Origin of the sequence: Pseudarthrobacter sp. NamE5 (genome assembly GCF_005796225.1) — a bacterium.
In the GTDB taxonomy this organism is placed as follows: Bacteria; Actinomycetota; Actinomycetes; order Actinomycetales; family Micrococcaceae; genus Arthrobacter.
In genome coordinates this window covers 1-26,271 of sequence record NZ_VAHO01000002.1, presented here as the reverse complement: position 1 = coordinate 26,271, position 26,271 = coordinate 1, and the positions used below count along the sequence as shown (strand labels likewise).

General features: G+C 64.8%; 26 protein-coding genes, 2 tRNA genes, 1 other RNA gene and 1 pseudogene. 12 read left to right on the top strand and 18 right to left on the bottom strand.

Annotated features, from left to right (window positions below; all coding sequences use genetic code 11):
* Positions 1–74: 74 nt before the first annotated feature.
* A complete protein-coding gene (xylA, locus tag FDW84_RS03300) occupies positions 75–1,262 on the top strand; it encodes a xylose isomerase (RefSeq protein WP_138606580.1) in 1,188 nt (395 codons plus the stop codon).
* Positions 1,263–1,351: 89 nt separating this feature from the next.
* A complete protein-coding gene (gene xylB, locus FDW84_RS03295) occupies positions 1,352–2,770 on the top strand; it encodes a xylulokinase (protein WP_138606578.1) in 1,419 nt (472 codons plus the stop codon).
* Positions 2,771–2,878: 108 nt separating this feature from the next.
* Here xylB and FDW84_RS03290 read toward each other — a convergent pair whose 3' ends face one another.
* The 3 genes from FDW84_RS03290 to FDW84_RS03280 are packed head-to-tail and all read right to left on the bottom strand — an operon-like array spanning position 2,879 to position 6,098.
* Positions 2,879–3,718, bottom strand: coding sequence for a sugar phosphate isomerase/epimerase family protein (locus tag FDW84_RS03290; protein WP_138606576.1), 840 nt, complete (start codon positions 3,716–3,718; stop codon positions 2,879–2,881).
* The gene (locus FDW84_RS03285; RefSeq protein WP_138606573.1) at positions 3,715–4,929 is read right to left on the bottom strand and encodes a dihydrodipicolinate synthase family protein; all 1,215 of its coding nucleotides are present in this window, start codon (positions 4,927–4,929) and stop codon (positions 3,715–3,717) included. Before FDW84_RS03285 ends, FDW84_RS03290 begins: the two co-directional genes overlap by 4 nt.
* A complete protein-coding gene (locus FDW84_RS03280) occupies positions 4,929–6,098 on the bottom strand; it encodes a Gfo/Idh/MocA family protein (RefSeq protein WP_138606571.1) in 1,170 nt (389 codons plus the stop codon). The genes FDW84_RS03285 and FDW84_RS03280 overlap by 1 nt, the downstream gene beginning before the upstream one ends.
* 174 nt (positions 6,099–6,272) lie before the next feature.
* On the opposite strand from FDW84_RS03280, the gene FDW84_RS03275 reads away from it, so the two are divergent.
* Together FDW84_RS03275 and FDW84_RS03270 are read left to right on the top strand one after the other, a co-directional pair.
* Complete coding sequence (locus FDW84_RS03275) at positions 6,273–7,358, top strand: LacI family DNA-binding transcriptional regulator (RefSeq protein ID WP_138606570.1); 1,086 nt, start codon at positions 6,273–6,275, stop codon at positions 7,356–7,358.
* 2 nt (positions 7,359–7,360) lie between these two features.
* Positions 7,361–8,146: an alpha/beta hydrolase gene (locus FDW84_RS03270; RefSeq protein WP_138606568.1), complete on the top strand. Its 786-nt coding sequence runs from the start codon at positions 7,361–7,363 to the stop codon at positions 8,144–8,146.
* A gap of 94 nt (positions 8,147–8,240) precedes the next feature.
* Here FDW84_RS03270 and FDW84_RS03265 read toward each other — a convergent pair.
* Together FDW84_RS03265 and mptB are read right to left on the bottom strand one after the other, a co-directional pair.
* Positions 8,241–8,619 (bottom strand): annotated as a pseudogene (locus FDW84_RS03265) (hypothetical protein).
* A 75-nt stretch (positions 8,620–8,694) separates the two neighbouring features.
* Complete coding sequence (mptB, locus tag FDW84_RS03260; RefSeq protein ID WP_171046641.1) at positions 8,695–10,251, bottom strand: polyprenol phosphomannose-dependent alpha 1,6 mannosyltransferase MptB; 1,557 nt, start codon at positions 10,249–10,251, stop codon at positions 8,695–8,697.
* Positions 10,252–10,403: 152 nt separating this feature from the next.
* On the opposite strand from mptB, the gene orn reads away from it, so the two are divergent.
* The 3 genes from orn to def all read left to right on the top strand — a co-directional run bounded on the left by orn (position 10,404) and on the right by def (position 11,950).
* Positions 10,404–11,033, top strand: a complete 630-nt coding sequence (gene orn, locus FDW84_RS03255) for an oligoribonuclease (protein ID WP_138606566.1) — start codon at positions 10,404–10,406, stop codon at positions 11,031–11,033.
* A gap of 128 nt (positions 11,034–11,161) precedes the next feature.
* Positions 11,162–11,234, top strand: a tRNA-His gene (locus tag FDW84_RS03250).
* A gap of 143 nt (positions 11,235–11,377) precedes the next feature.
* Complete coding sequence (gene def, locus FDW84_RS03245; protein ID WP_138606564.1) at positions 11,378–11,950, top strand: peptide deformylase; 573 nt, start codon at positions 11,378–11,380, stop codon at positions 11,948–11,950.
* 5 nt (positions 11,951–11,955) lie between these two features.
* On the opposite strand, the gene FDW84_RS03240 is transcribed toward def, so the two are convergent.
* The 5 genes from FDW84_RS03240 to rnpB all read right to left on the bottom strand — a co-directional run bounded on the left by FDW84_RS03240 (position 11,956) and on the right by rnpB (position 15,854).
* Entirely contained in the window at positions 11,956–12,753 is a 798-nt protein-coding gene (locus FDW84_RS03240; RefSeq protein WP_138606562.1) for an HNH endonuclease family protein, read from the bottom strand.
* Positions 12,754–12,858: 105 nt separating this feature from the next.
* Complete coding sequence (locus FDW84_RS03235) at positions 12,859–13,068, bottom strand: hypothetical protein (protein ID WP_138135474.1); 210 nt, start codon at positions 13,066–13,068, stop codon at positions 12,859–12,861.
* 74 nt (positions 13,069–13,142) lie between these two features.
* On the bottom strand, positions 13,143–14,621 hold the full coding sequence (locus FDW84_RS03230) for a glyceraldehyde-3-phosphate dehydrogenase (RefSeq protein WP_138606560.1): 1,479 nt from the start codon (positions 14,619–14,621) through the stop codon (positions 13,143–13,145).
* A 255-nt stretch (positions 14,622–14,876) separates the two neighbouring features.
* Entirely contained in the window at positions 14,877–15,419 is a 543-nt protein-coding gene (locus tag FDW84_RS03225) for a TspO/MBR family protein (RefSeq protein ID WP_240721356.1), read from the bottom strand.
* Between the two features lie 43 nt (positions 15,420–15,462).
* Positions 15,463–15,854: RNase P RNA component class A (gene rnpB, locus FDW84_RS03220), an RNA gene on the bottom strand.
* A 56-nt stretch (positions 15,855–15,910) separates the two neighbouring features.
* Between rnpB and FDW84_RS03215 the strand changes: the two genes are divergently transcribed.
* On the top strand, positions 15,911–16,675 hold the full coding sequence (locus FDW84_RS03215) for a YaaA family protein (protein ID WP_138606558.1): 765 nt from the start codon (positions 15,911–15,913) through the stop codon (positions 16,673–16,675).
* Positions 16,676–16,720: 45 nt separating this feature from the next.
* Here the strand turns inward: FDW84_RS03215 and FDW84_RS03210 are convergent, their stop codons facing one another.
* Both FDW84_RS03210 and FDW84_RS03205 read right to left on the bottom strand, forming a co-directional pair.
* Entirely contained in the window at positions 16,721–17,458 is a 738-nt protein-coding gene (locus FDW84_RS03210; protein ID WP_138606555.1) for a zinc ribbon domain-containing protein, read from the bottom strand.
* 87 nt (positions 17,459–17,545) lie between these two features.
* Positions 17,546–18,496: a Nif3-like dinuclear metal center hexameric protein gene (locus FDW84_RS03205; protein ID WP_138606553.1), complete on the bottom strand. Its 951-nt coding sequence runs from the start codon at positions 18,494–18,496 to the stop codon at positions 17,546–17,548.
* Between the two features lie 102 nt (positions 18,497–18,598).
* Between FDW84_RS03205 and msrA the strand changes: the two genes are divergently transcribed.
* The 3 genes from msrA (at position 18,599) to epsC (ending at position 20,747) form a co-directional block, all read left to right on the top strand.
* Entirely contained in the window at positions 18,599–19,123 is a 525-nt protein-coding gene (msrA, locus tag FDW84_RS03200) for a peptide-methionine (S)-S-oxide reductase MsrA (RefSeq protein WP_138606551.1), read from the top strand.
* Positions 19,124–19,187: 64 nt separating this feature from the next.
* Complete coding sequence (cysK, locus tag FDW84_RS03195; RefSeq protein WP_138606549.1) at positions 19,188–20,123, top strand: cysteine synthase A; 936 nt, start codon at positions 19,188–19,190, stop codon at positions 20,121–20,123.
* A gap of 39 nt (positions 20,124–20,162) precedes the next feature.
* Positions 20,163–20,747 carry a serine O-acetyltransferase EpsC gene (gene epsC, locus FDW84_RS03190; RefSeq protein WP_138135481.1) on the top strand — a complete coding sequence of 195 codons (585 nt, stop codon included), beginning with the start codon at positions 20,163–20,165 and terminating at the stop codon, positions 20,745–20,747.
* Between the two features lie 105 nt (positions 20,748–20,852).
* Here epsC and gndA read toward each other — a convergent pair whose 3' ends face one another.
* Positions 20,853–22,289 (bottom strand): NADP-dependent phosphogluconate dehydrogenase, encoded by a 1,437-nt coding sequence (gndA, locus tag FDW84_RS03185; RefSeq protein WP_138606547.1) that lies wholly within the window; start codon positions 22,287–22,289, stop codon positions 20,853–20,855.
* A gap of 202 nt (positions 22,290–22,491) precedes the next feature.
* Here gndA and FDW84_RS03180 point away from each other — a divergent pair, with 202 nt between their 5' ends.
* Positions 22,492–23,217: a FadR/GntR family transcriptional regulator gene (locus tag FDW84_RS03180; RefSeq protein WP_138606544.1), complete on the top strand. Its 726-nt coding sequence runs from the start codon at positions 22,492–22,494 to the stop codon at positions 23,215–23,217.
* A 191-nt stretch (positions 23,218–23,408) separates the two neighbouring features.
* Here FDW84_RS03180 and FDW84_RS03175 read toward each other — a convergent pair whose 3' ends face one another.
* The 5 genes from FDW84_RS03175 to FDW84_RS03155 form a co-directional block, all read right to left on the bottom strand.
* Positions 23,409–23,699 carry a hypothetical protein gene (locus FDW84_RS03175; RefSeq protein WP_171046640.1) on the bottom strand — a complete coding sequence of 97 codons (291 nt, stop codon included), beginning with the start codon at positions 23,697–23,699 and terminating at the stop codon, positions 23,409–23,411.
* 123 nt (positions 23,700–23,822) lie between these two features.
* Positions 23,823–23,898, bottom strand: a tRNA-Val gene (locus FDW84_RS03170).
* A 66-nt stretch (positions 23,899–23,964) separates the two neighbouring features.
* Entirely contained in the window at positions 23,965–24,930 is a 966-nt protein-coding gene (locus tag FDW84_RS03165; RefSeq protein ID WP_138606540.1) for an NAD-dependent protein deacetylase, read from the bottom strand.
* Between the two features lie 6 nt (positions 24,931–24,936).
* A complete protein-coding gene (locus FDW84_RS03160) occupies positions 24,937–25,431 on the bottom strand; it encodes a peroxiredoxin (RefSeq protein ID WP_138606538.1) in 495 nt (164 codons plus the stop codon).
* A complete protein-coding gene (locus FDW84_RS03155; protein ID WP_138606535.1) occupies positions 25,428–25,847 on the bottom strand; it encodes a DUF3052 domain-containing protein in 420 nt (139 codons plus the stop codon). Before FDW84_RS03155 ends, FDW84_RS03160 begins: the two co-directional genes overlap by 4 nt.
* Between the last annotated feature and the right edge of the window lie 424 nt (positions 25,848–26,271).

Sequence of the window (26,271 nt, the reverse complement as noted above, 5' to 3'; positions counted from 1 at the left end):
CACCCTACTTCCCGCATATAGTTCAGGCAATAAACTAATCGTCGCAACCGCGGCACTGACTGCAAGGACGCATCATGGCTCTCTCCCCCACACCCGCTGACAAGTTCACCTTCGGCCTCTGGACCGTTGGCTGGACGGGCGCCGATCCGTTTGGCGTCGCCACCCGTGCGGCGCTGGATCCGGTCGAGGCAGTACACCGGCTCAGCGAACTCGGCGCGTACGGCATCACCTTCCACGACAACGACCTCATCCCCTTCGAGGCATCGGCATCCGAGCGGGACCTGATCCTGAAGAACTTCAAGGCAGCACTGGCCGAGACCGGCCTGAAGGTGCCCATGGTGACCACCAACCTCTTCAGCCACCCGGTGTTCAAGGACGGCGGCTTCACCTCCAACGACCGCTCCATCCGCCGCTTCGCGCTCAGCAAGGTCCTGCGCAACATCGACCTCGCCGCGGAGTTTGGCGCCGAAACGTTCGTCATGTGGGGCGGACGCGAGGGCAGCGAATACGACGGCTCCAAGGACCTCTCAGCTGCCCTGGACCGAATGAAGGAAGGCGTTGACACCGCCGCCGGCTACATCAAGGAAAAGGGCTACAACCTGCGGATCGCCCTGGAGCCCAAGCCCAACGAACCGCGCGGTGACATATTCCTGCCCACGGTTGGCCACGGCCTGGCCTTCATCGCCCAGCTCGAACACGGGGACATTGTGGGCCTGAACCCCGAAACCGGCCACGAGCAGATGGCAGGGCTGAATTTCACCCACGGCATCGCCCAGGCCCTGTGGGCAGGCAAGCTCTTCCACATCGACCTCAACGGCCAGCGCGGCATCAAGTACGACCAGGACCTCGTCTTCGGCCACGGCGATCTCACCAGCGCCTTCTTCACCGTGGACCTGCTCGAAAACGGCTTCCCCAACGGCGGCCCCCGCTATGAAGGTCCCCGCCACTTCGACTACAAGCCCTCCCGCACTGACGGTTACGACGGTGTCTGGGAATCCGCCAAGGCAAACATGGCCATGTACCTGCTCCTGAAGGAACGCGCCCTGGCCTTCCGTGCAGATCCGCAGGTCCAGGAGGCCCTGGCTGCCTCCGGCGTCTTCGAGCTCGGCGAAAGCACCCTGTCAGCCGGCGAAAGCACCGCCGACCTGCTTGCCGACGCTGCCTCGTTCGAGGACTTCGACGCCAACAAGGCCGCCGAGCGCTCCTTCGCGTTTGTCCGCCTCAACCAACTGGCCATCGAACACCTGCTCAACGCCCGCTAAACGGGCCTACGCCACTTAGGCAACCGCCGTCGTCGGCCCGTTCCTCAAGGTGCGGGCCGGCGACGGCTTTTCCAGAAAAGGAACCTTCAATGCCATTAGTTGCCGGAATCGACAGCTCCACCCAGTCCTGCAAGGTGGTGATACGCGACGCCGAGACCGGGGCGCTGGTCCGGCAGGGCCGCGCCGCCCACCCTGAAGGCAGTGAAGTCCACCCGGACCACTGGTGGACGGCCCTGCAGGAAGCCATCGCCCAGGCGGGCGGCCTGGACGATGTGGCGGCAGTATCAGTCGGCGGCCAGCAGCACGGCATGGTCTGCCTGGACAGCGATGGCCAGGTTGTGCGGCCGGCGCTCCTCTGGAACGACACCCGCAGCGCAGGCGCCGCAGCGGACCTGATCAAGACAGCAGGCGAGGGCGATGCTGCCGCCGGCGCCCGCTATTGGGCCCAGGCCACCGGCACTGTTCCCGTGGCGTCCCTGACGCTGACTAAGCTGCACTGGCTGGCAGGGAACGAGCCGGAGAACGCCGCAAGGGTGGCTGCCGTCTGCCTCCCCCACGACTGGCTGACGTGGCGGCTCATGGGCTACGGTCCCGGGAGCGGCGAGGCGGGACTGGCCGCCCTGAGGACTGACCGCTCGGACGCATCGGGAACCGGCTACTTCTCGACGGCGACGGGAGAGTATCTGCCGGACGTCCTGAAGTCTTCGCTGGGTCACGTTCCACTGCTCCCGGAGGTGCTTGGTCCGCTGGACTCCGCCGGGAAAACATTCGGCGGCGCCGTCCTGGCGGCTGGCGCCGGGGACAATGCGGCGGCAGGGCTGGGAGTGGGGGCAGGCTTGGGTGACGTGGTCATGTCCCTCGGCACCTCGGGAACGGTGTTCGCAGTGTCGGCCACTCCGGCCGCAGACCCCTCGGGCCTGGTTGCCGGATTCGCCGATGCGGCCGGGCACTACCTGCCACTGGTCTGTACGCTCAACGCCACCCGGGTGTTCGATGCCACCGCAGCCCTGCTGGACGTCACGCTGCAGGAGTTCAATGAGTTGGCGCTCTCAGCCGCACCGGGTGCCGGCGGCCTGACCCTGGTCCCATATTTCGACGGCGAGCGCACACCCAACCTGCCCGACGCGACGGGCTCCCTGCACGGCATCACCCGTGGAAACTACACCCCGGCGAACCTGGCCAGGGCCGCCGTCGAAGGCGTGGTCTGTTCCCTTGCCGACGGCCTGGCTGCCCTGCAGCACCAGGGGGTTGATGCCCGGCGCGTCATCCTGGTGGGCGGCGGGGCGCAGTCTGCCGCGGTGCAGGAGGTGGCGCCGCAACTGCTGGGGATAGAGGTGGTGGTGCCGGAGCCGGGCGAATATGTGGCCGACGGCGCCGCCCGCCAGGCAGCCGCGGCACTCACGGGGCAGTTCCCGGACTGGACGAGGACCGCCGTCGAACTTTCCGCAAGGAAGGACGACGCCGGCGTGTTGGCCAGGTACCGCCGTTGCGCCTCCCTCTACGGCTAGAGTCGCCAGGCACAGGAAAGGACCCGGACCGCAGAAGCGGTCCGGGTCCTTTCACGTGGGGCGCAGGCTCCTGCCGTGACGTAGCAGGAACCCGCGGTCTGTATCAGGTCAGGCGTACGGCAGGACGAGGTCCGCGTAGCGCTCCTTGACTGCGGCCAGGACGGTGTTGCCGTCCGTGTCCCAGATGTCCTGGTTGAAGATTTCCACCTCGATGTCGCCGGTGTAGCCGGCATCACGCACCCAGGTGCCGATGGTGGCGAAGTCCACGACGCCGTCCCCCATGTACCCACGCGACAACAGCGGATCTGCGGCGATGGGCATGTTGAAGTCGCAGACCTGGTAGGAGGCGATGCGGTCCTCCCGGCCGGCACGCTCGATCTGCGCCTTGAGTTCGGGGTCCCACCAGACGTGGAACGTGTCGACGGCGACACCCACCGTTGAGGCGTCGAAGGGCGCCGCGAGGTCCAGGGCCTGGCCCAGGGTGGAGATCAGAGCCCGGTCCGCGGCGTACATCGGGTGCAGCGGTTCCAGGACCAGGCGGACGCCGTTCTCCTGGGCGAACGGAACCAGGTCGGCGAGGCGGTCCGCAACCCGACGGCGTGCGGCCACCACGTCCTTCTCCCCGGGTGTTAGCCCGCCGACCACCAGGAACAGTTCCCGGGTGTCCAGGGCAACGGCTTCCAGGATGGCTGCGCGGTTGTCCGCGAGGGCCGCTGCCTGGCCCTCTGTATCCGGGGCAGTCAGGAAGCCGCCCCGGCACAGGGACGAAACGCGCAGTCCGGCGTCCTTGATAAGGCGCGCTGCCTTGTCCAGGCCCGCTTCCTTAACGCGGTCCCGCCAGGGGCCGATGGCCGGAATGCCGGCCTTGACGCAGCCCTCCACCACCTCGGCGAGGGTCCACTTCTTGGTGGTGGCGCTGTTGATGGACAGCCTTGAGAAGTCGCTCATACCCCCACCCCGTTGATGCGCAGGTAATCGGACATCCGGAAGGCAGCCAGCGCGGGGTCCTTCAGCAAGCCGGCCTGGTCTGCGAGTTCGAACGTCATGGCCAGGTGGCACACCGAGCGTCCCGAGTGCAGGCCGCCCACCATCTGGAAGCCGGGCTGCTTGCCGTTGAGCCAGGACATAAACGCGATGCCGGTCTTGTAGTAGAACGTGGGTGCACTGAAGATGTGCTTGCCCAATTCCCGGGTTGAGTCCAGGATCTCGCGGGCCTTTGCGCCGTTGCCGGCGTCGTAGTTCTGCAGGGCCACCGAGGCGGCCGGGTAGATTGCGGCGAAAATCCCCAGCAGGGCGTCCGAGTGGTGGCTGCCGTCGCCGTCGATGAGCTCGGGGTAGTTGAAGTCATCACCGGTGTAGAGGCGGACGCCTTCGGGAAGCGCCGCGCGCAGGGCCACCTCGTGGCTGGCGTCCAGCAGGGAAACCTTAACGCCGTCCACCTTGTCCGCGTTGTCCTTGATGAGGCCGAGGAATGTCTCGGTAGCTGCAGACACCTCGTCCGAACCCCAGTAGCCGGCGAGGGCGGGATCGAACATCGTGCCAAGCCAGTGCAGGATGACCGGCTGGTCCACCTCCTGCAGCAGGGTGGAGTACACCTTCAGGTAGTCCTCAGGGCCGGTAGCTACCTTGGCCAGGGCCCGGGAGGCCATCAGGATGACCTTGGGCCCGGCTTCTGTGATCACCGCGATCTGCTCGCGGTAGGCTTCAAGGACAGCCTTGAGGCCGGCTTCTCCCACCGGAAGGGAGCCGATGTCCAGCTGGTCCGTGCCGGCGCCGCAGGACACGAGGTCCCGGACGGACTTGCCGGCCGTGGCCGCGCTGCCGGACGACACCACCGCAGCCGCTTCGACGCCGGTGCGTTTAATCAGCTGCTGGGTTGCGGCCCAGTCAAGGCCCATGCCGCGCTGGGCAGTGTCCATGGCGTCAGCGACGCCGAGGCCGTAGGACCATAGCTCATGGCGGTAGGCCATGGTGGCGTCCCAGTCCAGGCGCGCAGGCGCGCCCGGGGTGTTGTCGGCCAGGACCTCAGGAATAACGTGTGCCGCAGCGTATGCGCGCCGGGCGATCAGCGGGGCGGTGGGGCGGGCCCATGAGGTGCCGCCCTGCAGCCGGTACTCCCGGGTGCCGCCGTCGTGCGATGGAAGGATGAGTGAGGTCATTAGAGGGTGATCTCCGGGATGTCGATGGTGCGGCGTTCGTCGTTGGACTGCAGCCCCAGCTCGGCAAGCTGGACGCCGCGGGCGGCGGACAGCAGGCCGAAGCGGTGCTCCCTGCCGGCAACGACGTCTCGCAGGAACTCTTCCCACTGCAGCTTGAAACCGTTGTCCAGGTCGGCGTTCGCTGGGACTTCCTGCCACTGGTCGCGGAAGGACTCGGTGACGGGCAGGTCCGGGTTCCAGACCGGCTTGGGGGTGTGGGCGCGCTGCTGTGCGACGCACTTGTTGAGGCCGGCAACAGCTGAGCCGTGGGTGCCGTCCACCTGGAACTCCACCAGTTCGTCGCGGTACACACGCACTGCCCAGGAGGAGTTGATTTGGCCAATGACTTCCTCGCCAGCGGGGGTTTCGAGCTCGAAGATGCCGTAGGAGGCGTCGTCGGCAGTGGCCTTGTACTCCTTGCCGGCCTCGTCCCATCGGGTGGGGATGTGGGTGGCGGTTTTGGCGTTGACGCTCTTGACCTTGCCGATGATGCCTTCCAGGACGTAGTTCCAGTGGCAGAACATGTCCGTGGTCATTCCGCCGCCGTCTTCCTTGCGGTAGTTCCAGGACGGGCGCTGGGCTGCCTGGATGTCTCCTTCGAAGACCCAGTAGCCGAATTCGCCGCGGATGGAGAGGATGCGGCCGAAGAAGCCTTCATCCACCAGGCGGCGGAGCTTGACGAGGCCGGGCAGGTACAGCTTGTCGTGGACGACGCCCGCGGTTACCCCTGCTTCCTTGCCGATGCGGGCCAGCTCGATGGCTTCCCCGAGGGTTTCGGCCGTGGGCTTCTCAGTGAAGATGTGTTTGCCTGCCAGCATTGCCTTCTTCAGGGTGGCAGCGCGCAGGCTGGTCATGGAGGCGTCGAAGATGACGTCCACGGTGGGGTCGTTGATGACCGAATCCAGGTCCGTGGTCCATTCGGCGACCTTGTGCTTTTCGGCGAGCTCACGGATTTTGGCCTCGTTGCGGCCCACGAGGATGGGTTCGACCTGGACGCGGGTGCCGTCCCCCAGGGTGAAGCCGCCGGCCTCACGGATGGGGAGGATGGAGCGCAGCAGGTGCTGCCGGTAGCCCATCCGTCCGGTAATGCCGTTCATGGCGATGCGGATCGTCTTAGTTTCGAAGCCCATGTTTCCTCCACGGTGAGTGAGCGGTTGTACTCAAAGCTGGATTGGGAAAGCGCATTCCCATCGCCTTCAATGATGCACCGCCCGGTCGTCGTTGGCAAGCGCTTTCCGGAAGAAGTTGAAACTGCCATAATGTCGTTACCGCTATTGGCCCTACAACACTGACCAGGAGATGCTGTGGCTGCAAGTACGCTTACCGAGGTGGCCCGGCTCGCCGGCGTCTCCCCTGCCACCGCATCACGCGTCTTGAACGGCTCAGCCCGTAAACCCGGCAAGGACATTGCCGAACGCGTACGGCAGGCGGCAGACTCCCTGAGCTATATTCCCAATGCCCAGGCCCAAGGGCTCGCAAAGTCCAGTTCCGGACTCATTGGCCTGATCGTCCACGACATCGCGGATCCCTATTTCGCCGCCATTGCCCGCGGGGTTCAGGATGCAGCGCGGGACCAGCGCAAGATGGTGCTGCTGGCTACTACCGGCGGTGCCCCCGCGGAAGAACGCGAGGCCGTTGCCGCCTTCGCCGCCCGCCGGGCCGATTCGATTGTGATTGCAGGTTCACGCTCCTCCCGGCCCGAAGACGGGGACGACAACGCCGAACTAGCAGCCGAGCTTGACCGTTACTGCCGCAACGGCGGACAGGTGGCGGTGGTGGGACATCCGGTGGTGGGTGCAACCGCCATGGAGGGCTACCACGTGGTTGCCGTGCCCAACCAGGAGCTTGCCGGCGCCCTGGCAGCCAGGCTCGCTGAAAATTGGGACGGCGACTTCGTTATTGTGGGTGGCCCCGAGGGCCTTCTCACCTCTGACGACCGGGTCCGGGGCTTCCAGGAAGGCCTGGCCAAGGCCGGCCGTGCGCCCGCCGAAATCCTGCGTACATCCTTCAACCGCTCCGGCGGCTACGAGGCGGGCCTCAAGCTGGCCGCCAGGATCAAGGCCGGCCGGGCAGAGGATGGCGGAGGCTCCGGCCGGAAGCTCTGCATCTTCGCCGTCAATGACGTCATGGCCATCGGGGCCTCGGCAGCCCTGCGCGCCGAGGGGCTCCGTATTCCAAGGGATGCAACAATCGCCGGCTTTGACGACATCGAGACGCTGCGGGACTTCCGCCCCGCTCTCTCCACGGTCCGCCTGCCGCTGGAGGACATCGGACGGCTGGCCACCCGTGCCACTGCCCCCGGCGCCGGAAACTCCGGGGGCCAGGAGGAGGACACTGTTCCTCCTGTCAGCGGTGAGGTCACGCTGCGGCGCAGCACAGAGGCGGCATGAGCATGGTGTCCGCACTGACCCCAGTTCCTGCCCATGCCGGTTCTGGACGCAGTGACGCAGGGGACCTGGCGGGGCGCCAAAGGCCCGCCGTCCTGGTCCTTCCCGGCGGCGGCTACGCACGCCAGGCGGACCACGAAGCTGAGCCGGTGGCTGAATGGCTGGCCTCGCTGGGCATTCACGCCTTCGTCCTGCGGTACCGCGTGGCGCCCGAAAAGCATCCTGCGCCCCTGGAGGACGCCAAGGAGGCGATGCTGCACATCCGCAGCGGGTCATCCGAACTGCGGGTTGACCCTGGCCGCGTTGGTGTTCTCGGTTTTTCCGCCGGCGGCCACCTTGCTGCCACGCTGTCCACTGCCGCCGCCACCGGCAGCCCGCACCTCGACGTCCCGGATGCTGTACCTGACCTGACCGTGCTGTGCTACCCCGTAGTGTCCTGTATAGATTCCGTCCACCAAGGGTCGGTGGATAACCTCCTCGGTGAGGCACCGCCGCCGGACGTCCTTGCCGAACTTTCCGCGGAACGCAATGTCACCACTGCCACCCCGCCCGCCTTCCTTTGGCATACTGCCGACGACGCTGCCGTTCCTGTAGGCCACTCCCTGGGGTACGCCGGGGCACTCATGGCCGCGGGCGTAGCTGCCGAGCTGCATGTGTTTCCGCAGGGCCGCCACGGCCTGGGCCTGGCAGCGGACGAGCCGGGGCCGGACCAGTGGACATCGCTGTGCGCCGCCTGGCTGGAGCGTGCCGGCTGGACCTCTGCGGCTTCTGGTCCCGGCGGCCCCAGCTAAGCCAGGGCCAGGATAGTCCACGCCCCGGAATGCGACTCCCCCGGCTGGAGGTGGACTATGTCAGTGCCTGAGTTGAAGGCGTCCGGCGGACAGGTCATCGGTTCATCATCCAGTGCCCCCTCCCCGGCCACGAGGTAGGGGTGGCGGATCCGACATTGACGGTGGTTACCGTGCTGTGCAGGCCGTGGGACGACAGGGAATAGGTGACGGACACCTCAAGGTCGGACGGGTAGTGGGGGCCCGCTTCGATCCTGTGGGAAAGCACCACAGTGTCCTCAACCGCCTGCCGCACCTCCCACACCTCCTCGGGTGCCCAAACCATGCAGTGCCGCGGCACGCTCCGGTTCGTTGACCCGGGCCTGGAAGTCCTTGCCGGCATAGGTGTAGTACCCGTCAGCGAGCCGGTTGGGCCAGGGCGCACAGATGACCCCCCGGTAATCGGGAATCCTTCCCTCCGGCCCAAAGCCGACCACAAGGTCCCGGCCATGATGCTTCAGTTCCCGCAGGGTGCCCCCGGAACGCCCCCACCCTGTTGCTCCGCAGCAGGGCTAGATGATGGGGCGTTCGACGACGGGCTCGTGGCTCTTGCGGAACAGCGTGCGGGTGCGTGGGTCCCAAAAGACGAGGTACAGGCCAAAGAGCAGGCCCGTCACCGCCGCCGCAACCCGGGCAAGTGCGAGCGCAAAACCGAGGTCCTCGGTCTGCAGGTACGGGAACACTTCCAGTTGGTCGGAGATGGCGTAGATCATGAAGAAGGAAACGACGAAGTAGAGTGCCTTGACCTGCCAGTCATTGCGGATGCCGGTGACAGCGAACAGCGGTATGAGCCAGACGACGTACCAGGACTGGATGATGGGGGCCAGCAGGACCACTGCCGCGAGCGCAAGCGTGAGGCGGCGCATGATGCGCTCATAGTCACCCCGGAAGATCTGCCAGACGACGATGCCCACGGCAAGCAGCTTCCCGGCGTCGAACACGACGTCCGCAAACGCGGCCCCGTCCAAACCGAACGAATCGCCGAGTGAGGCGACCACCATGCCAATGAGCCCCACCGGCGCGTACCAGATGGAGATGCTTCCGGGTGCGGAGAGCCCGCTGATCCAGCCGAAGCCAAACCCGTTGACGAGGCTCATCAGGACCAGGATGCCAAGGCTCAAGGCAGCGGTCAGCCCCCAGAATATGAACCTGCGCAGCCAGCCGGCGTCCTTGCCTGCCCACAGCAGCCCGATGAACGGCAGGAAGACGATGGTGATGGGCTTCACCGCAATGGAAAGAGTCACCAGCACGAGGCCGCGGACAACCCGGCGCGTTGCAGAGTAGTAAAGGCCCGCCAGCGCCAGTCCGATCATCAGGGCATCATTGTGGACGCTGGCGATGAAGTTCGTCAGGAACAGTGGGTTCGCGGCGGTAAGCCACAGCGCCCGATGAGGGTTGATGCCGTGAAGTTCGGCAAGCTTTGGCACATAGACGATGCACAGGGCCACCCCCGCCAGCGCGACAACCCGGAACAGCATCACGCTTGCCTCCGGGTGGATGTTGGTTGACCACACTACAAACTGTTCAATCCACAGGAACAGCTGCCCGTAGGGAACGGGGGCCTCGGTCCACATCTTGTCCGCGCCCAACTGGAAATAGTTGGACAGCGCCGAGATGCCGTTCTCATAAGGGTTGAAGCCCTCCACCATGAGCCGGCCCTGCCCGATATATGCATAAACGTCGCGGCTGAAGAGCGGAACGCTGAACATCATGGGCAGGCCCCAGGCGACCACTGCCATCAGTGTGGCCTTGCTCGCTTCCGGACCCCAGACCCGCACCCGCTGCCCCAGCCTCAGCCAGGCCCGAACCAGCAGCATGCCGCCTACGGCCAGCAGGACGATGGAGAGGGCAACGCCGGCAGCTTCAGCCCGCATCCAGATGAAGAGCGGCATCCGGCGCAGTTCGGAAACCGGTGCCAGCCACCCAACGCCCAGGGACCCGATGAGCATGAACATCGATCCCGCGAATCCGGCCAGGAGCGGCGAACGGGGATTGTCCACCTCGGCAGCGCCCGCTCCGGCGGTGGCGGTGGGCGCCATCTCCCCCGTCGCTGGCACAGACGCCGTCATTTCAGGATGGTCCAATCTTTCTTGTTTGCGGTTCCGCCCATTGGGTTGAAAGCTGCCCGGAGCGCGTCGAAACGGAGCGCGGCACGACCCGCCGCGTCTTCGAAATCCTAGCATCGGCAGGCTCCCCGGAGGTGTAACGGTAGTCTGGTCCGGTGCCTATATCTAACGAAAGAATCGTCTGGATCGACTGCGAAATGACGGGTCTGGACATCAAGAACGACGCCCTGATCGAAGTGGCGGCCCTGGTCACCGATTCGGAACTGAACATCCTGGGGGACGGCGTCGATGTAGTGATCAAACCCGATGATGCAGCCGTGGCGCAGATGAACGATTTTGTCCGGGACATGCACACCAAGTCCGGCCTCCTCAAGGAACTGCCCCACGGCAAAACGATGGCCGAGGCCGAGGCCGCCGTTATGGGGTACATCTCCGAGTGGGTGCCGGACCCGCGGAAAGCGCCGCTGGGCGGAAATTCGGTGGGCACGGACAGGGTCTTCCTCTCGCGGGACATGCCTGCGGTGGTTGAGCACCTGCACTACCGGGTGATTGACGTCAGCACCATCAAGGAGCTTTCGCGCCGCTGGTTCGCCAGGGCCTATTTCCAGTCGCCGGCAAAGAAGGGCGGCCACCGTGCTTTGGGCGACATCAAGGACTCCATCGATGAGCTGCGCTATTACCGGGAAGCTGTGTTCGTGCCTTCACCTGGACCGGACAGCGTCACAGCCCAGCAGATCGCCCGCCGGATCACTTCCCCGGGGGAAGCCGGAAAGCCGGAAATGTAATCTGCGCCACCTTTGATGAAATTTTCCGGGAAAACCGCAAAAGTGGACGAAGCACCCCTGAAGAGCAGGTAAGCTATATGAGTTGCCTTTCCAGAGGCCCGGTTCGCCGGTAGATCTGCAGGCACATGGTGGGCGTAGCTCAGTTGGCAGAGCGCCTGGTTGTGGTCCAGGAGGTCGCGGGTTCAACCCCCGTCGCTCACCCTCACGGGACGGCATGTGCAGCTGTCCAAGAAGGAGGCCGCACCGGATATCCGGTGCGGCCTCCTTCTTTTTTCGCTGCGTACTGCACCACTGCTCCCGCATCCGACGTAGCCGCACGAGAGACAGCCAAAGGACCGCTGAAGATGACCGTTCTGCCGATTACCATTTGGGGAGAACCCGTTCTCCACCGCAGGGCCTCCGAGGTGGACGTCTTCGACAACGAACTGCGCACGTTGATAGCGGACATGTTCGAGACGAACGATGCCGCGAACGGAGTGGGCCTCGCTGCACCCCAGGTAGGGGTGGGCAAGCGCATCTTTGTGTACAAGTACGCCAACGACGACGGCGCTCCTCCCGCCGGAGTGGTGGTCAATCCTGTCCTGACTTTGTCAAAGATTTCCGGCGCTGTTCCCGATCCCGATGAGGAAGAAGAAGGATGCCTGTCCTTCCCCGGAGAACAGTATCCGCTCAAGCGGGCCGAATGGGCCCGGGTGGAGGGCTTTGACGGCGACGGAAAACCCGTGAGGTTTGAGGCCACCGGATGGTTCGCAAGGGTGATCCAGCATGAGTACGACCATCTGGACGGCAAGCTGTATGTCAACAGACTGATGGACCGTTACTCCCGGAAGGCCATGAAGCAGGCAAAGAAGAACGGCTGGGGCGTTCCCGGCCTCACCTGGATGCCGGGCGTGGACCCGGACCCCTTCGGACACTAGGGCCATCAGTTTGCCCTGACAGTCTCCTGTCCCGGGCAGGCTGCCAGCACCCGCTTCATGGCGTCCTTCTCAGCCTCCGTCACCCACAGGCCATAGGCCGCCTTGACGGAGATTTGCCGCGCCACATAGTGGCACCGGAAGGATTTGTTCTTCGGAAGCCAGGTGGCGGCGTCGGCCGCGCTTTTCTGTTGATTCGCGGGGCCGTCGGCCGCGATGAGATTCAGGGGGTCGTTGGCCAGGCTCTGGCGCTGCATGGCGGTCAGTCCCTGGGCGCCCTTCTGCCAGGCATCACCCAATGCAACCACATGGTCAACCTGAACCGCACGGCTGCTTTCCGGGCCACGGCGGAAGTCCACTAACTGTGACGTGTAAGGCTCATGGAAGCGTCCGGAGGCCACCCGGCAGGTGGAATCCTCCATGAACACCACTTCTGCCAGGTCCCTGCGCAGGATGTCATTGCGGGTGTCGCAGCCGTTCCTGTCAACGTCCTGCCAGGCCTGGCCAAAAGATTCCCGCTGGTAGCCATCCTTGGCGGCCCGTCCCTTGACGGCGATGGCCTCCAGCGCGGCGAGGGCAGAACCGCGGGGCACCTGGTTCACCGGCACCACCGGCTTCATCCATGCCGGGTCGAAGACCGGTGCCTCTTTCGGCCCTGCAACAGCAGGCGCCCCTGCCTGGAACTGGCCGGCCGTGAAGAACCAGGTGAGGCCGGCCGCAACCGACACGGCAGCCAGCATCAGGATGCCCCACGCCTGCCGGGAGCGGCGGCGCGCCCGGCGATAGGCGGACCAGCTCACGGACATGGGGCAGGTATCCCGCTGGTGTCGTCATGCACCAGACGAGCCTAGGGCACCCGCCGGACCTACCGGCTGATATCCACAGTGTGGAGGACAGGTGCAGGGCCGATGCTATTGCTCGCGCATCACCCTGCGGAGGTCTTCCTCCGCGATCGCCAGCAATCCTTCCAGCTGACGCACCCGGTCCTCTCCGACGTCGCCCGTCTTGTAGGCGGCGCGTGCGCCCTCCAGCAGCCGGACAGCCTCTTTGTGGTTGGCTTTGGCGACGTCGAGGGCGTGTTCGAGGGTGGTGTCGTGCTGGAGCGTTGAATCTTTTTCCATGCCACCAGTGTGGTCCCGTTTCCCGGCTGAATACAGAGCAGATCAGCCGGGAAACGCGAGGCAGTGTCCGGAGCCTAGACGGCGATCGCGGCGAGGGCTGCCGCGGATTCCTTTGCCGGGAAGGACGGCGGGTTTACGCCTGCCATCTCCTCCATGACGCGGACCACCTGGCAGCTGTAGCCGAACTCGTTGTCGTACCAGACGTAGAGCACCAGGTTCTTGTCCGTGGAGACGGTGGCAAGTCCATCCACGATGCCGGCGCGGCGGGACCCCACGAAGTCGGTGGACACCACTTCGGGGGAATCGATGTAATCGATCTGCTTGCGCAGGTCCGAATGCAGGGACATCTCGCGCAGGTAGTTGTTGACCTCATCCTTGGTGGTGCCGCTCTCCAGGCTCAGGTTGAGGATGGCCAGGGAAACGTCCGGAGTGGGGACCCGGATGGAGCTGCCGGTGAGCTTGCCCAGCAGTTCGGGCAGCGCCTTGGCCACGGCCTTTGCTGCACCGGTTTCGGTGATCACCATGTTCAGCGCCGCCGAGCGGCCGCGGCGGTCACCCTTGTGGAAGTTGTCAATCAGGTTCTGGTCATTGGTGAAGGAGTGCACAGTTTCCACATGGCCGTGGACAACGCCGTACTTGTCATTAATGGCCTTCAGCACCGGGGTGATGGCGTTGGTGGTGCAGGACGCCGCGGACACGATCTGGTCCGTGTCCTCGATGGTGCGGTGGTTGATGCCGTGGACGATGTTCTTCAGCTCACCCTTGCCCGGCGCAGTCAGCAATACGCGGGCAACGCCCTTGCTCTGCAGGTGCTGGGACAGGCCTTCGGCGTCCCTCCAACGTCCGGTGTTGTCCACCACCAGTGCATTGTTGATGCCGTAGGCGGTGTAGTCGATGGTGGCCGGGTTGTCCGAGTAGATGACCTGGATCTGGACGCCGTTGGCCGTGATGGTGTTGGCTTCCTCGTCGATCCGGATGGTGCCTTCGAAGGAGCCGTGGACTGAGTCCCGGCGCAGGAGGCTGGCACGCTTGGACAGGTCGTTGTCCGCCCCCTTGCGGACCACGATGGCGCGCAGCCGCAGGCCGTGTCCGCCGCCGGCCTTTTCGATCAGGAGGCGGGCCAGGAGCCGGCCGATCCGGCCGAAGCCGTACAGCACCACGTCGGTGCTGGTGCGGTCATCGCCGCCGCGCTTGCCCACAATCTCGGCGAGCTCGGCACGGAGGAACTCCTCAAGGGTGGCGCCGTTGCCCTCTTCCTTGAACTTCTGGTTGAGCCGGGCGATGTCGATCGCAGCCGCCCCCAGCTCAAGCCCCGCCAGCGTGTTGAGCAGCGGTGCGGTCTCCTCCAAAAGCAGCTCGTCCTTGCTCATCCGGCGGGCAAAGCGGTGTGCCTTGAGGATGTTCATGGTGGACTTGTTGATCAGGCTGCGGCCATGGATGCTGGTCACCACGTTGTTTTCGCGGTACAGCCGGCCGATCACCGGAATCATGGCCTCGGCAAGGGCCTCGCGGCCCATCCACGTATCAAGACAAGAATCTGACGTCTGGCTCACAGAAATACCTTCCTCGGTTCAGCCGCGTACGTCCTCGTACACGGATGTCGGCCTCCACATGTTGTGCAGGGGCACCCGCGCCTGCAGGGGTCGGCCCCCAGGCACCTGGATCGCATGCAAAGAAAAACCGCCGGCTGCGAACGCAACTCCGGCGGAAGAACTCCTGCGTCCGATTCCATTCTAGGTTGGGTGGCCGTCCCGAACCGGCCTGAATTGCGTGAAATCACTCACAGCAAGGTCGCTGCGGCGCAACCCCTAGTTGTGGATGGCCGAGTAGAGGTTGAGGCTGGACGAGAACACGATCCAGGAGAAGTAGGGCAGCATCAGCAGCCCGGCAGCGGGGCTCAACGGCCCGAAGCGGACAATGAGGAAGGCAAGGGAGGCAGCCAGTCCGGCGATCACCAGGAAGGCTGCCCAGAGGGCAGCGGTGCCGAACACCGGGAACAGTCCAAAGAATGCCAGCGGCCAGGCCGCGTTAAGTACCAGCTGGGCGACATAGCCGGCCAGGTTGCTTCCCGTGAGTTCCCCTTTCCGCCAGACCAGCCAGGCGGCCACGGCCACTCCCGCGTAGAGCAGCGTCCACATGGTCCTGAACATCCAGGACGGCGGCATCCACGGGGCCTTGATTGAGCCCGCGAACCAACCGCCCGTATGCAGGATGATGGGGATGGACGCCAGCGCCCAGGCGGCCAGCGAAAGCGCAAGGAACCCCGCCAGCGCAAGCGCCTGGCGCGCAGGGCCGGCAAGCTGCCGGCCGGCTGTTCCGGAGCCGGACATCGGATCAGTATTTGCGGGCACGGTTCAGCATCCCCAACACAGCTTCCAACGTCAAACTGATGATTGGATGGGACAGCCGATACGCCGGGTTCTGTTCTCCCCTGCCGTTACCGGCATGGGAGCGGCGGCCATCCATCTACGAGTGCCGTTGCCGGCACCCTCCAGCGGCCTACCCGGGCACTCGGGCGGGCAGCCCTCAAACGTGCCCTGTCTGGCCTTGCTCCGGGTGGGGTTTACCTAGCCTTCCCGGTCACCCGGGAAGCTGGTGGTCTCTTACACCACCGTTTCACCCTTACCTGTTTCGTGCCGCTTTCAAACCGGCGCGACCCAGGCGGTCTGTTTTCTGTGGCACTGGCCTGCGGGTTACCCCGAGTGGGCGTTACCCACCACCCTGCCCTGCGGAGCCCGGACGTTCCTCGAGCCACTTGCGTGACGCGCGGCCGCCTGGCTGTCCCATCCGCATCCAGTCTACCGGGGGCGGGGCCTGTTCCTGGCGCCGGTAGGATCGGACGGTGCTGATTCTGCTTCCCCCCTCCGAAGGCAAGACGCCCGCGTCGGGCGGTCCCGCCATCGACTGGCCCCTGCTGAGTTTTCCGGACCTGAACACCTGCCGGGCCAAGGTGCTGGATGCCCTGGGAACGGTGAGCGCACACCAGGATGCCCTTGCCCTGCTGGGCGTGGGGGCCTCGCTGAAGGATGACGTCGAACGCAACACCCGGCTGCATGCCGAACCGGCGGCACCGGCGCACCGGATCTACTCCGGAGTGCTGTACGACGCACTGGGGTATCGGAGTCTTACCGCCGCCCAGCGGCGAAAGGCCGATGAATCCGTGCTGGTGATCTCCGCCCTGTGGGGCGCCCTCCGGTTTGGGGACAGCGTGCCGGCCTACCGCCTGTCCATGGGCACTGCACTGCCCGACGTCGGCCGCCTCGCCGCGTTCTGGAAGCCCTACCTGGCCAGCGCACTGGCCCCGGCGGTGGACGGCCACCTGTTGGTGGACTGCCGTTCCAGCACCTATGCGGCAGCCTGGTCTCCCCCACCCGCCCAGACGGTGGCAGTCAACGTGTTCACCGAGGTGAACGGCGCACGGAAGGTGGTAAGCCACTTCGCAAAGCACACCCGCGGCGAACTGGCACGGCACCTGCTGACCCGGCGCGGGAAGGCGCCCGCCACGCCGTCGGACCTCCTCAGGGCCGCCGGTGAAGTCTGGGCTGCAGAAATGGTGGAAGGCTCAGCCCGGAAGCCGCACGCGCTGAACATCATCCTGCCGGGCTGAATCCTGCCCAACTGACACCTGCCGGAGCGGTGGCCTGCTGCCGGGTCAGGCCCACTCTTCGGAACGGACCAGGATGGCCCCGGAGTCGGGGCAGAAGACGATGTCGTCCGCGGCGGCCGCCTTGATCTCGGCCAGGTCCCCGGCGCTCAGTTTCATGCCGGAGGCCTCGGACGTGCCGTGGAACAGCCGGGCAGCGCCCACTCCACGCCTGGCGAGCGTTTTTTCGTAGACGGCCAGCATGCCGGTGTCGAGCGCGGCGGCGAAGGCGGAGCGCCGGGCACGGACTTCAACGGCTTCCGCCTCCACCTCGGCCAGGGCCGCATCCAGCTCGGCCCGGATGGTGCCGAAGGACGCCTGGATGTCGTCCACAATCCCCTGCTGTTGTGCCTGCCTGGCCCGGAGCGAATCCAGCCGCTCCATGATCTCCAGCTCCACGTCCTCCAGGTCAGAGCGCCGCTTGGTGAGCGAGGCAATGTCCTTCTGCAGGGCCACCAGGTCCTTGGACAGCCCGGTGCCGCTGTTCAGCCGGGCCTCGTCCCGCCCGATCCGGGAGGCCACCTGCTCCACGTCCGCCTCGGCACGCTTCAGCTCAGCCTCGGCATCGTGGACTGCCATCTTCGCAGCGCCCAGTTCTCCGCCGGCCACCGACAGGGCGGCTTCGAGGTCCTTGATGCGGGGGTCGGTTTCCAGCGAGCGGCGGCGGTTGGCAAGCGACTTCAGTTTGGCATCCAGCCCCTGCAGCTCGAGTAGCTTCAACTGTTCCCCCGGTGCTGCCTTCGCCACTGTTACCTCCGCTTGCTCCCTACCGGCCGGGGCCGGGCACCGAACCGGCGCTTCCTAGACTCTAGCGCGTCTCTTCGCACCCCAGGCTTAGCCGGGAGTGAGGATGAAGTCCCAAGGATCGCTGTTGGTGGTGCTGACCCGGATCTCCACGTCGTGTCCCTGGTCGCCCAAGACATTGCCCAGCGCTGCCGCAGCTGCCGGCAGCCACAGCCACTCGCTCGCGAAGTGTGAGACATCCACCAGGTAGGGCCGGCCATCCAGCGCAGCTTCCCTGGCCTCGGACGCGGGGTGGTGGCGCAGGTCTGCGGTGACGTAGACGTCGGCGTTGCTGGCGCGCACCTCGTCGAACAGCGAGTCCCCGGCACCGCCGCACACGGCGATCCTCCGCACCAGGCCATCCCTGTCCCCGGAGACGCGCACTCCCCCGGCCACGGCGGGCAGGATTTCAAACAAGCGGCCGGCAAATTCCCCCAGGCTCACGGCCGCTGCCAGATCCCCCACGCGTCCGATGCCCTCTTCCGGGAGCCCGTTCGCTGCAACTGTGAGCGGGGCGACGTCCTTGAGCCCCAGCGCGTCAGCGAGCACGTCTGAGACGCCTCCGACGGCGGAATCACCGTTGGTGTGCACCGTCAGCAACGCTGTGCCCGACTCGATGAGCCGGTGTACTGCACGGCCTTTGGGCGTGGTGGCAGCCACCGTGGTGACGCCCTTGAGCAGCAGCGGATGGTGGGTGATCAGGAGTCCGGCTCCCCATTCGACTGCCTCTTCGATGACCTGGAGGGTGGGGTCGACGGCGAACATCACCTTGGCGACGGGCGCGGAGGGGTGGCCTGCCACCAGTCCCACTTCGTCCCAGCTTTCGGCCAGGGATTCAGGCCACAGTTCCTCGACAGCCAGGAGAACGTCGGCCAGGGTGGGCACATCGACCGGCTTGGCCGCACCGGGTTCTTCGGAAGGGGCGCCGCCGTGGCTTGTGCCGTCGTCGTTCGTTCCGCCGGTATTCCCAGGGCCGGTAACGTCAGTGTCCACAGGTTCCATAGTCTTAGTTTTACCCCATCACACCGTCCTGCCCCACGCCCTGCGTCCGGGGCCCGGGGGCCGGCCGGGAATCATCCGGCGCCCCGAACCATTAAAGAGGTCATGAAGACTTTTGTTTTGGGCGGAGGCTGCTTCTGGTGCCTCGACGCCGTCTACCAGAAAACCAAGGGCGTCACCTCGGTGATCTCCGGCTATACGGGAGGCCACGATCCGGAGCCGGACTACTACTCTGTCTGCAGCGGCACCACCGGACATGCCGAAGTGGTAGCCGTGACCTTCGACGAGGACATCATCCCGGAGGACGTCATCCTGGACATGTTCTTCGCCCTGCACGACCCCACTACGCTGAACCGCCAGGGCTACGACGTCGGCACCCAGTACAGGTCCTCAATGTTCTATGAGACGACCGAAGAGAAGGTCCTGTTCGAGGAAGCCATCGAACGGAACCAGGCGTTGTGGACAAACCCCATCGTCACTGAAGTTGTCCGCCTCCCCCGGTTCCATGTCGCGGAGGAATTCCACCAGAACTACTACGCCAAGCATCCTGAGCAGGGGTACTGCCAGGTGATCATCAACCCCAAGCTCGCCAAGGCCAGGAAATATTACTCTGCATGGCTTAACGCTTAGCCACGGTTACATGGCCTCGTTAGGCTGACCTCAGTATTCACCCTTCAGAGATAGGCGTATGTACATGGCACGGATCTATGACGATGTAACCCAGCTGGTTGGCGGGACTCCGCTGGTCAGGCTCAACCGGCTCAGCGAGGGCCTGGACGCCACCGTCGCCGTCAAGCTTGAGTTCTACAACCCGGCCAACAGCGTCAAGGACCGTATTGGCGTGGCGATCGTCGACGCCGCCGAGAAGTCCGGTGCCCTGAAGCCGGGCGGAACCATTGTTGAGGGTACCTCCGGGAACACCGGCATCGCCCTGGCCATGGTGGGCGCTGCCCGCGGTTACAAAGTCATCCTCACCATGCCGGAGACCATGTCCACGGAACGCCGCGTCATGCTGCGTGCCTTCGGTGCCGAGATTGTCCTGACGCCGGGCTCCGAAGGCATGCGGGGTGCGGTGGAGAAGGCCCAGGAAATCGTGGCCAACACCGAGAACTCCATTTGGGCGCAGCAGTTCGCCAACGAAGCAAACCCCGAAATCCACCGCAACACCACGGCGGAGGAGATCTGGGCGGACACTGAAGGTGCCGTTGACATCTTCGTGGCAGGCGTCGGCACCGGCGGAACCGTCACCGGCGTCGGCCAGGTCCTGAAGGAGCGCAAGCCCGGCGTCCAGATCGTCGCAATCGAACCCAAGGACTCCGCCATCCTCAACGGCGGCGCGCCCGGGCCCCACAAGATCCAGGGCATTGGGGCGAACTTCATCCCCGAGATCCTGGACACCAACATCTACGACGAAGTTTTGGACGCCACCCTTGAGGATTCCGTGCGCGTAGCCCGCGACCTCGGCGTCAAGGAAGGCATCCTGGGCGGCATCTCCTCCGGCGCAATCGTCTGGGGCGCCCTGGAACTGGCGAAGCGCCCGGAGAACGCGGGCAAGCTGATCGTCGCCGTGGTCTGCGACTTCGGTGAGCGTTACATCTCCACCGTGCTCTATGACGACATCCGCGGCTGATCAGAACGCCGTTCGCCCGTTTCCTGTAGAAAGAACTTTGTGGGCTTTTTCGCAAGACTAAAAGAAGATCTCGATGCCGCCCGGTCGCACGACCCGGCGGCTCGAGGTTCTTTCGAAAACTTTTTCGCTTACTCCGGCCTGCACGCCATCTGGATCCACCGGCTCACGCACCGACTGTGGCAGAACCCGGCCCTGCGCTTTCCGGCCCGGCTGCTCTCGCAGTTCGGCAGGTTCGTGACCGGCATCGAGATCCATCCCGGTGCAACGATTGGCCGACGCTTCTTCATCGACCACGGCATGGGCGTGGTCATTGGGGAAACCGCCGAGATCGGCGAGGACGTCATGATGTATCACGGCGTAACGCTCGGGGGACGGTCGCTCGCGCGGATCAAACGCCACCCCACTATCGGCGACCGGGTCACCATTGGTGCCGGCGCCAAGATTTTGGGCCCGATCACCATTGGCCATGACAGTGCCGTGGGCGCCAACGCGGTAGTGGTGAAGGACGCGCCGCCGGAATCGATCGTCACCGGCGTACCTGCCAAGTGGCGCCACCGGGACGCACAGCGGGAGACCAAGCCCGCCGTGGACCCGGCCGAGTACGAGATTGAATACCATCTCTGACGCTTGAGTCACCGCCCCGGCCCGGTACAACAAACCATATAACGAAAAGGCGGGCAGTTTCCGGTTATCCGGGAACTGCCCGCCTTTCGCGTCTTGGCAGCAGGATCAGTGCGTGTCTACGGCTTCGATCTCGGACTTGTCCTCGCCCCAAAGGGTGTGGAAGGTGCCTTCGGCGTCGACGCGGCCGTAGGTGTGGGCGCCGAACAGATCGCGCTGGCCCTGTATCAGGGCGGCCGCAACGCGCTTGCGGCGCAGACCATCGTAGTACGCCAGCGAAGAGGAGAACACCGGAACCGGGATGCCCAGCTGGACGGCAGTGGCAACCACGCGGCGCCATGCGGGCAGGGCGTCGGCGATCGCTTTGGTGAAGGCCGGGGCGAACAGCAGGTTTGCCGGCTTCTCGTCGGCGGCGTAGGCCTTGGTGATGTCCTTCAGGAGTTCAGCGCGGATGATGCAGCCGGCACGCCAGAGCGAGGCGATTTCGTCCAGCTTGAGGTCCCAGCCGTATTCCTTGGCGGCGGACGTGAGCATGTCCAGGCCCTGGGCGTAGGAAACGAGCTTGGAGGCATACAACGCCTGCCGGACATCCTCGACGAAGGTTTCCGGGATCTCCACGGCGGCCTCGTTGCCCTCCAGCAGCTCCTGGCCCAGCTTGCGCTGGGCTGTCTGCGAGGACAGGGCCCGGGCGAACACTGATTCGGCAATGCCGGACACCGGCGAGCCGAGTTCCAGCGCGGAAATGACAGTCCAGCGGCCGGTGCCCTTCTGGCCCGCGGCGTCCACGACGACGTCAACGAACGGCTTGCCGGTCTTGGCGTCGACGTGCCCCAGGACCTCGGCGGAGATCTCGATCAGGAAGGAGGACAGCTCGCCTTTGTTCCACTCCGAGAAAATCTTTGCCTGCTCGGCCGGCTCTATGCCCGCTCCGGAGCGCAGCAGGTCAAAGGCTTCGCCGATCACCTGCATGTCCGCATATTCAATGCCGTTGTGGACCATCTTGACGAAGTGTCCGGCACCGTCGGTCCCCACCCAGGCGCAGCAGGGCTCGCCGTCCACCTTGGCGGAAATCTTCTCAAGCAGCGGGCCGAGGGCCTTGTAGGACTCCTTGGAACCACCCGGCATGATGGAAGGACCGTTCAGGGCGCCTTCTTCACCGCCGGATACGCCGACGCCCACGAAGTGCAGGTCCTTCTTGGCCAGCGCGGCTTCCCGGCGGCGGGTGTCCTCGTAGTGCGAGTTGCCGGCGTCGATGATGATGTCGCCCGGCTCCAAAAGCGGCTCAAGCTGTTCGATTACGGAGTCCACCGGCTTCCCGGCCTTGACCATGATCAGCACGCGGCGGGGCTTCTCCAGGGAGTCGACCAGTTCCTGCAGCGTTTCAGTCCGGACAAAATCACCCTCTGAGCCGTACCGCTCCAGCAGCGCGTCCGTCTTTTCAACTGACCTGTTGTGCAGGGCAACCGTGAAGCCGTTCCTTGCCAGGTTGCGGGCCAGGTTGGCGCCCATCACCGCAAGGCCGGTGACACCGATGTGTGCAGACATCAAAACTCCAATTCGTTACTGTGCTATGGAAGTGCAGCGGCTTCCCACTGCCGGGAAGCGCACTTGCAGACCAAGGGTCTGAATAAAGCATATATATTCGGGAAGTCACAGGAAAGTAACGCCCACGTTGTGGAACCCTATGTGTCGGCGGCAGGACCGGGCACTGCCTCCTTGCACGCCTGGTAACACTAGGCTTAGCTGCATGACCCGCAGCCTGCACCACCGTGCCATTGAGAACCTCGGCACCCGCATCGTCTCAGGGGAGCTTCCTGCCGGCCATATTATGCTCGCTGAAAAACTCGAAGATGAACTGAGCGTTTCCAGGTCCGTAATCCGCGAGGCCGTACGCGTGCTGCAGTCCCTCGGACTGGTGGAAACCACCAAGCGGGTGGGCATCCGCGTGCTCCCCCCCAGCCGCTGGAACCCCTTTGACCCGCAGGTCATCCGGTGGCGCCTGGCCAGTGACGCCCGCGGCGCACAGCTTCGCTCCCTAGCGGAACTGCGGTCAGCAGTTGAGCCGGCGGCCGCGGAGCTGGCCGCCCAGAATGCGCCCGCGCCGCTTCGGCTGGAACTGGTGGATGTCGCCCATGCCATGCGCGACGCCGGAAACAAGGGGGAAGTTCCCCGCTTCCTTGAGCTGGACATCCAGTTCCACTCCCTGCTGCTGTCCGGGTCCGGAAACGAAATGTTTGCCAACCTGATGGGTCAGGTAGCGGAGACCCTTACCGGGCGCACGGTCCATGGGCTGATGCCCGATCATCCGCACGAGGCCGCCCTTCAGTGGCATGTTGATGTGGCGGAAGCGATCGCCAGGGGTGATGCCTCCGCCGCGCGTGAGGCCTCGGACAAGATCATGAGGCGGACCATGTCGCAGATGTCGGAAACTTGGACGGAGCAGCCCCGGGTTTTTATTCCCGTGCACCGCTGACCGTTCTTGCCGGCGCTGGCTTGTGCTGCCGCAAGGCAGGTGTCACAAAGCCGGGGGCAACTTTTTGTTTCAACCAGGTTCACGGTATATTCACTGCAGGCCCTCCACCGCGGCATCCCCCAATAGTCGCGGCGGAGGGTTTTCCAATACCCGGGATGACCTGTCAGATCAGCTGAACCCTGCCGTGACCGTCAGGCAGCATCAGCAACAGCCTGCCGCAGCCGCCAGCCCCCTCCCAGCCCGTCCCTTTCCAGGAGCATGGTGGTCAGGGCAGAACCGGTGTTCCTTCCCAGCCTCACCTGGAGCTGCAGAACCTCCACGTCCATCCGGCTGAGGCCCTTGGGCATTCTTCGGTGTGTCTCCCACCAGTTGATCCGCTCAAACCATCTGACTGGTTCGGCACCGACTTCCCATTCCCTGCCATTGCTGAGCACCGCCGTCGGCCTGCCATCCCCGGCTGTCCGCACCATCACATGTTCCATTCCTGAAAGCTATGGCAGGGGGCAGACATTCGAAACCGCAGCCGCCAGCCTCTGGTAGCCAGCCGGGCCAGCAAGCAAAAAACCCCGCAGTTTCTGCCGAGTGGCGGAATCTGCGGGGTTTGCTGGTGGGTCCTACCGGGATCGAACCGATGACATCCACGGTGTAAACGTGGCGCTCTACCAGCTGAGCTAAAGACCCTGAATCGCTGGATCAGGTACTGCGGTACCCTGACCAACGAACATAGACTCTACCCGATTGCAGGGACTAATTGCGAATCGGCCCGGAGAAGCCGGCCCCGTCCCGAGCTCCCGCCAGGGGCGGAAGCGCAGCTGCCAGCCAGGTCAGGGATTCACTGACGCCGGCTTCCAACTTGATGGTGGCTTTGTCGTCTCCGCGCGTTGTCCCCCTGTTGATGATGACCACCGGCTTGCCGTCCCTGGCCGCGTGCCTCACGAAGCGCAGCCCGCTCATCACGGTCAGCGACGATCCGGCAACCACCAGGGCAGCGGCGTCGTCAACCATCCGGTAAGAAGTTTCAACCCTGTCTTTGGGCACGTTCTCGCCGAAGTACACGAAGTCAGGCTTCAGTATTCCACCGCAGGCCGGGCACACCGCAACAACGAAGCTGGCGATCAGGGCCTGGTCTTCCACTGTGGCATCGGCGTCCGGCGCCATCTCCACCAGCCCTGACTCTTCCGCCCGGGGGAGGAAATCAGGGTTCAGTTCCTCCAGCATTCCCGCCAAAAGACGGCGGGAATATGTCCGGCGGCAGGCCAGGCACACCACCTGGTCATACCTGCCATGGAGATCAACGACATTAACGCTGCCGGCCTCCTGGTGCAGGCGGTCGACATTTTGCGTGATGAGGCCCGTAAGGCGGCCCCGGCGCTCAAGCTCCGCCGACGCGAAGTGGCCCTGGTTGGGATCAGCGTGGCGGAGGTGCGACCAGCCGATGTGGTTCCTGGCCCAGTAACGCTGGCGGTTCTCAGCCGCCTTGACGAACTCCTGGTAGGTCATGGGTGAGCGCGGGGGCGAACCGGGTCCACGGTAGTCCGGGATGCCGGAGTCGGTGCTCAGGCCGGCACCCGTGAGGAGTGCGAACCGGCCTCCGGTCAGCAGGTCCCTGATCCTGACCAGCACTTCCAGCTCTTTGGAAGAGGGGACTGCGGGAGGAACCGGGGGCATGCTGGCGAACCCTGTCAGTCCTACACCATGCCGCGGCCCGCCCATCGCCGGTCAGGCCCTTCCCAAGCTAGCCAGCGCCTTGCGGTATTCATCGAAATCCCTGGCCTCGCCGCGCGGATTCACCACGCTGTAGCGGATGGTCCCGCCGGGGTCGATGATGAAGGTTCCACGCCGTGCCATGCCGCTCTCCGGATCGAAGACCCCGTAGAGGCCGGCCACAGCCCCGTGCGGCCAGAAGTCGGCCAACAGCTCGAAGGCATACCCCTCCTGCCCGGCATAGGCGCGGAGGCTGAATTTGCTGTCCACAGACACGGCCAGGACCGCGCTATTCGACTCTTCGAACAGGGCCATGTTGTCCCGGATAGCACCCAGTTCGCCGGTACAAATGCCGGAGAACGCAAAAGGAAAGAACACCAGGACCACGTTCCGCCCACGGAACATGGACAGCCTGACCGGCTCACCGTACTGGTTGACCAGCTCGAAGTCAGGCGCCGGCCCGCCGACCGCGGGGACAGCAACAGAGGCAGCGCCAAGCGCTGCCGTCACTTGTTCTTCCTGCTCACCAGCCGCGTAGCGCTCCAGTCCTTGGAAACGCCGGCAGAAGTAGTAACGTGCAGCCCGGCAGTGGGCGCTGCTTCCTGGATATCCGACGGGGAAAAGTACCCTTCCCGTCCTGACTTCGGAGTCAGCACCCAAACAACGCCGTTCTCGCTGAGCGTGGTGAGCGAATCCATGAGGGAGTCCACCAGGTCGCCGTCACCATCGCGCCACCACAAAATGACGGCGTCCGCTACTTCATGGTCGTCCTCATCCAGCAGCTCCGAACCGGTGAGGTCCTCAATATCGTCACGCAAGTCGAAATCGACATCGTCGTCGTAACCGAACTCCTGAATCAGATCCCCGTTCTTGAAACCCAATTTTTCCGCCACATTTACCGAAGTGGCGGCGTCGGCCTCGCTCACGTGTTCCTCCAATGCCTCATATATGCAGTGCGCATAGTGATTTCCATTACTGCCAAGCCAACACCCTTTGTGCCCGCGCTTCAAGCTGCCGCCCCCGGTGGAGCGCATATTCTGCGTCACACCAAGATCCGCCAGCCCCCTGCACGGCGGCTTTTCGTCACACAAACAGTATGACTGCGAAATACAATTGAAGTCCCCAGGCTGCGGCTACGCATCGACTTGCCGTCAGGGCTAGAGTGGCTGATGACAACTATGCCTGCAGGACAACTACCTTGAAACTCTGCAGACATAGGAGCGCTAGGACCCTGCCCGGCACACATGCCCGGGCTGTTGTAACCGATACGTCGCACACGGCGTATATACGCCGGGCAGTCACCCTGCCTGGCCTGAGTGCGCCGATTCATGCGCGCAAAGAGAGGTTGGA

Excerpts from the sequence above, each read along its gene's own strand:
- FDW84_RS03205 (WP_138606553.1), bottom strand. The coding sequence starts at position 18,496 with ATGGAACCTGTGGACACTGACGTTACCGGCCCTGGGAATACCGGCGGA.
- FDW84_RS03180 (WP_138606544.1), top strand. The coding sequence starts at position 22,492 with ATGACCCGCAGCCTGCACCACCGTGCCATTGAGAACCTCGGCACCCGC.
- FDW84_RS03285 (WP_138606573.1), bottom strand. The coding sequence starts at position 4,929 with ATGACCTCACTCATCCTTCCATCGCACGACGGCGGCACCCGGGAGTAC.
- msrA (WP_138606551.1), top strand. The coding sequence starts at position 18,599 with ATGAAGACTTTTGTTTTGGGCGGAGGCTGCTTCTGGTGCCTCGACGCC.
- def (WP_138606564.1), top strand. The coding sequence starts at position 11,378 with ATGACCGTTCTGCCGATTACCATTTGGGGAGAACCCGTTCTCCACCGC.
- xylA (WP_138606580.1), top strand. The coding sequence starts at position 75 with ATGGCTCTCTCCCCCACACCCGCTGACAAGTTCACCTTCGGCCTCTGG.
- gndA (WP_138606547.1), bottom strand. The coding sequence starts at position 22,289 with ATGTCTGCACACATCGGTGTCACCGGCCTTGCGGTGATGGGCGCCAAC.
- FDW84_RS03235 (WP_138135474.1), bottom strand. The coding sequence starts at position 13,068 with ATGGAAAAAGATTCAACGCTCCAGCACGACACCACCCTCGAACACGCC.
- xylB (WP_138606578.1), top strand. The coding sequence starts at position 1,352 with ATGCCATTAGTTGCCGGAATCGACAGCTCCACCCAGTCCTGCAAGGTG.
- cysK (WP_138606549.1), top strand. The coding sequence starts at position 19,188 with ATGGCACGGATCTATGACGATGTAACCCAGCTGGTTGGCGGGACTCCG.
- FDW84_RS03165 (WP_138606540.1), bottom strand. The coding sequence starts at position 24,930 with ATGGGCGGGCCGCGGCATGGTGTAGGACTGACAGGGTTCGCCAGCATG.
- mptB (WP_171046641.1), bottom strand. The coding sequence starts at position 10,251 with ATGACGGCGTCTGTGCCAGCGACGGGGGAGATGGCGCCCACCGCCACC.
- FDW84_RS03270 (WP_138606568.1), top strand. The coding sequence starts at position 7,361 with ATGGTGTCCGCACTGACCCCAGTTCCTGCCCATGCCGGTTCTGGACGC.
- FDW84_RS03175 (WP_171046640.1), bottom strand. The coding sequence starts at position 23,699 with ATGGAACATGTGATGGTGCGGACAGCCGGGGATGGCAGGCCGACGGCG.
- FDW84_RS03280 (WP_138606571.1), bottom strand. The coding sequence starts at position 6,098 with ATGGGCTTCGAAACTAAGACGATCCGCATCGCCATGAACGGCATTACC.
- FDW84_RS03290 (WP_138606576.1), bottom strand. The coding sequence starts at position 3,718 with ATGAGCGACTTCTCAAGGCTGTCCATCAACAGCGCCACCACCAAGAAG.
- FDW84_RS03240 (WP_138606562.1), bottom strand. The coding sequence starts at position 12,753 with ATGTCCGTGAGCTGGTCCGCCTATCGCCGGGCGCGCCGCCGCTCCCGG.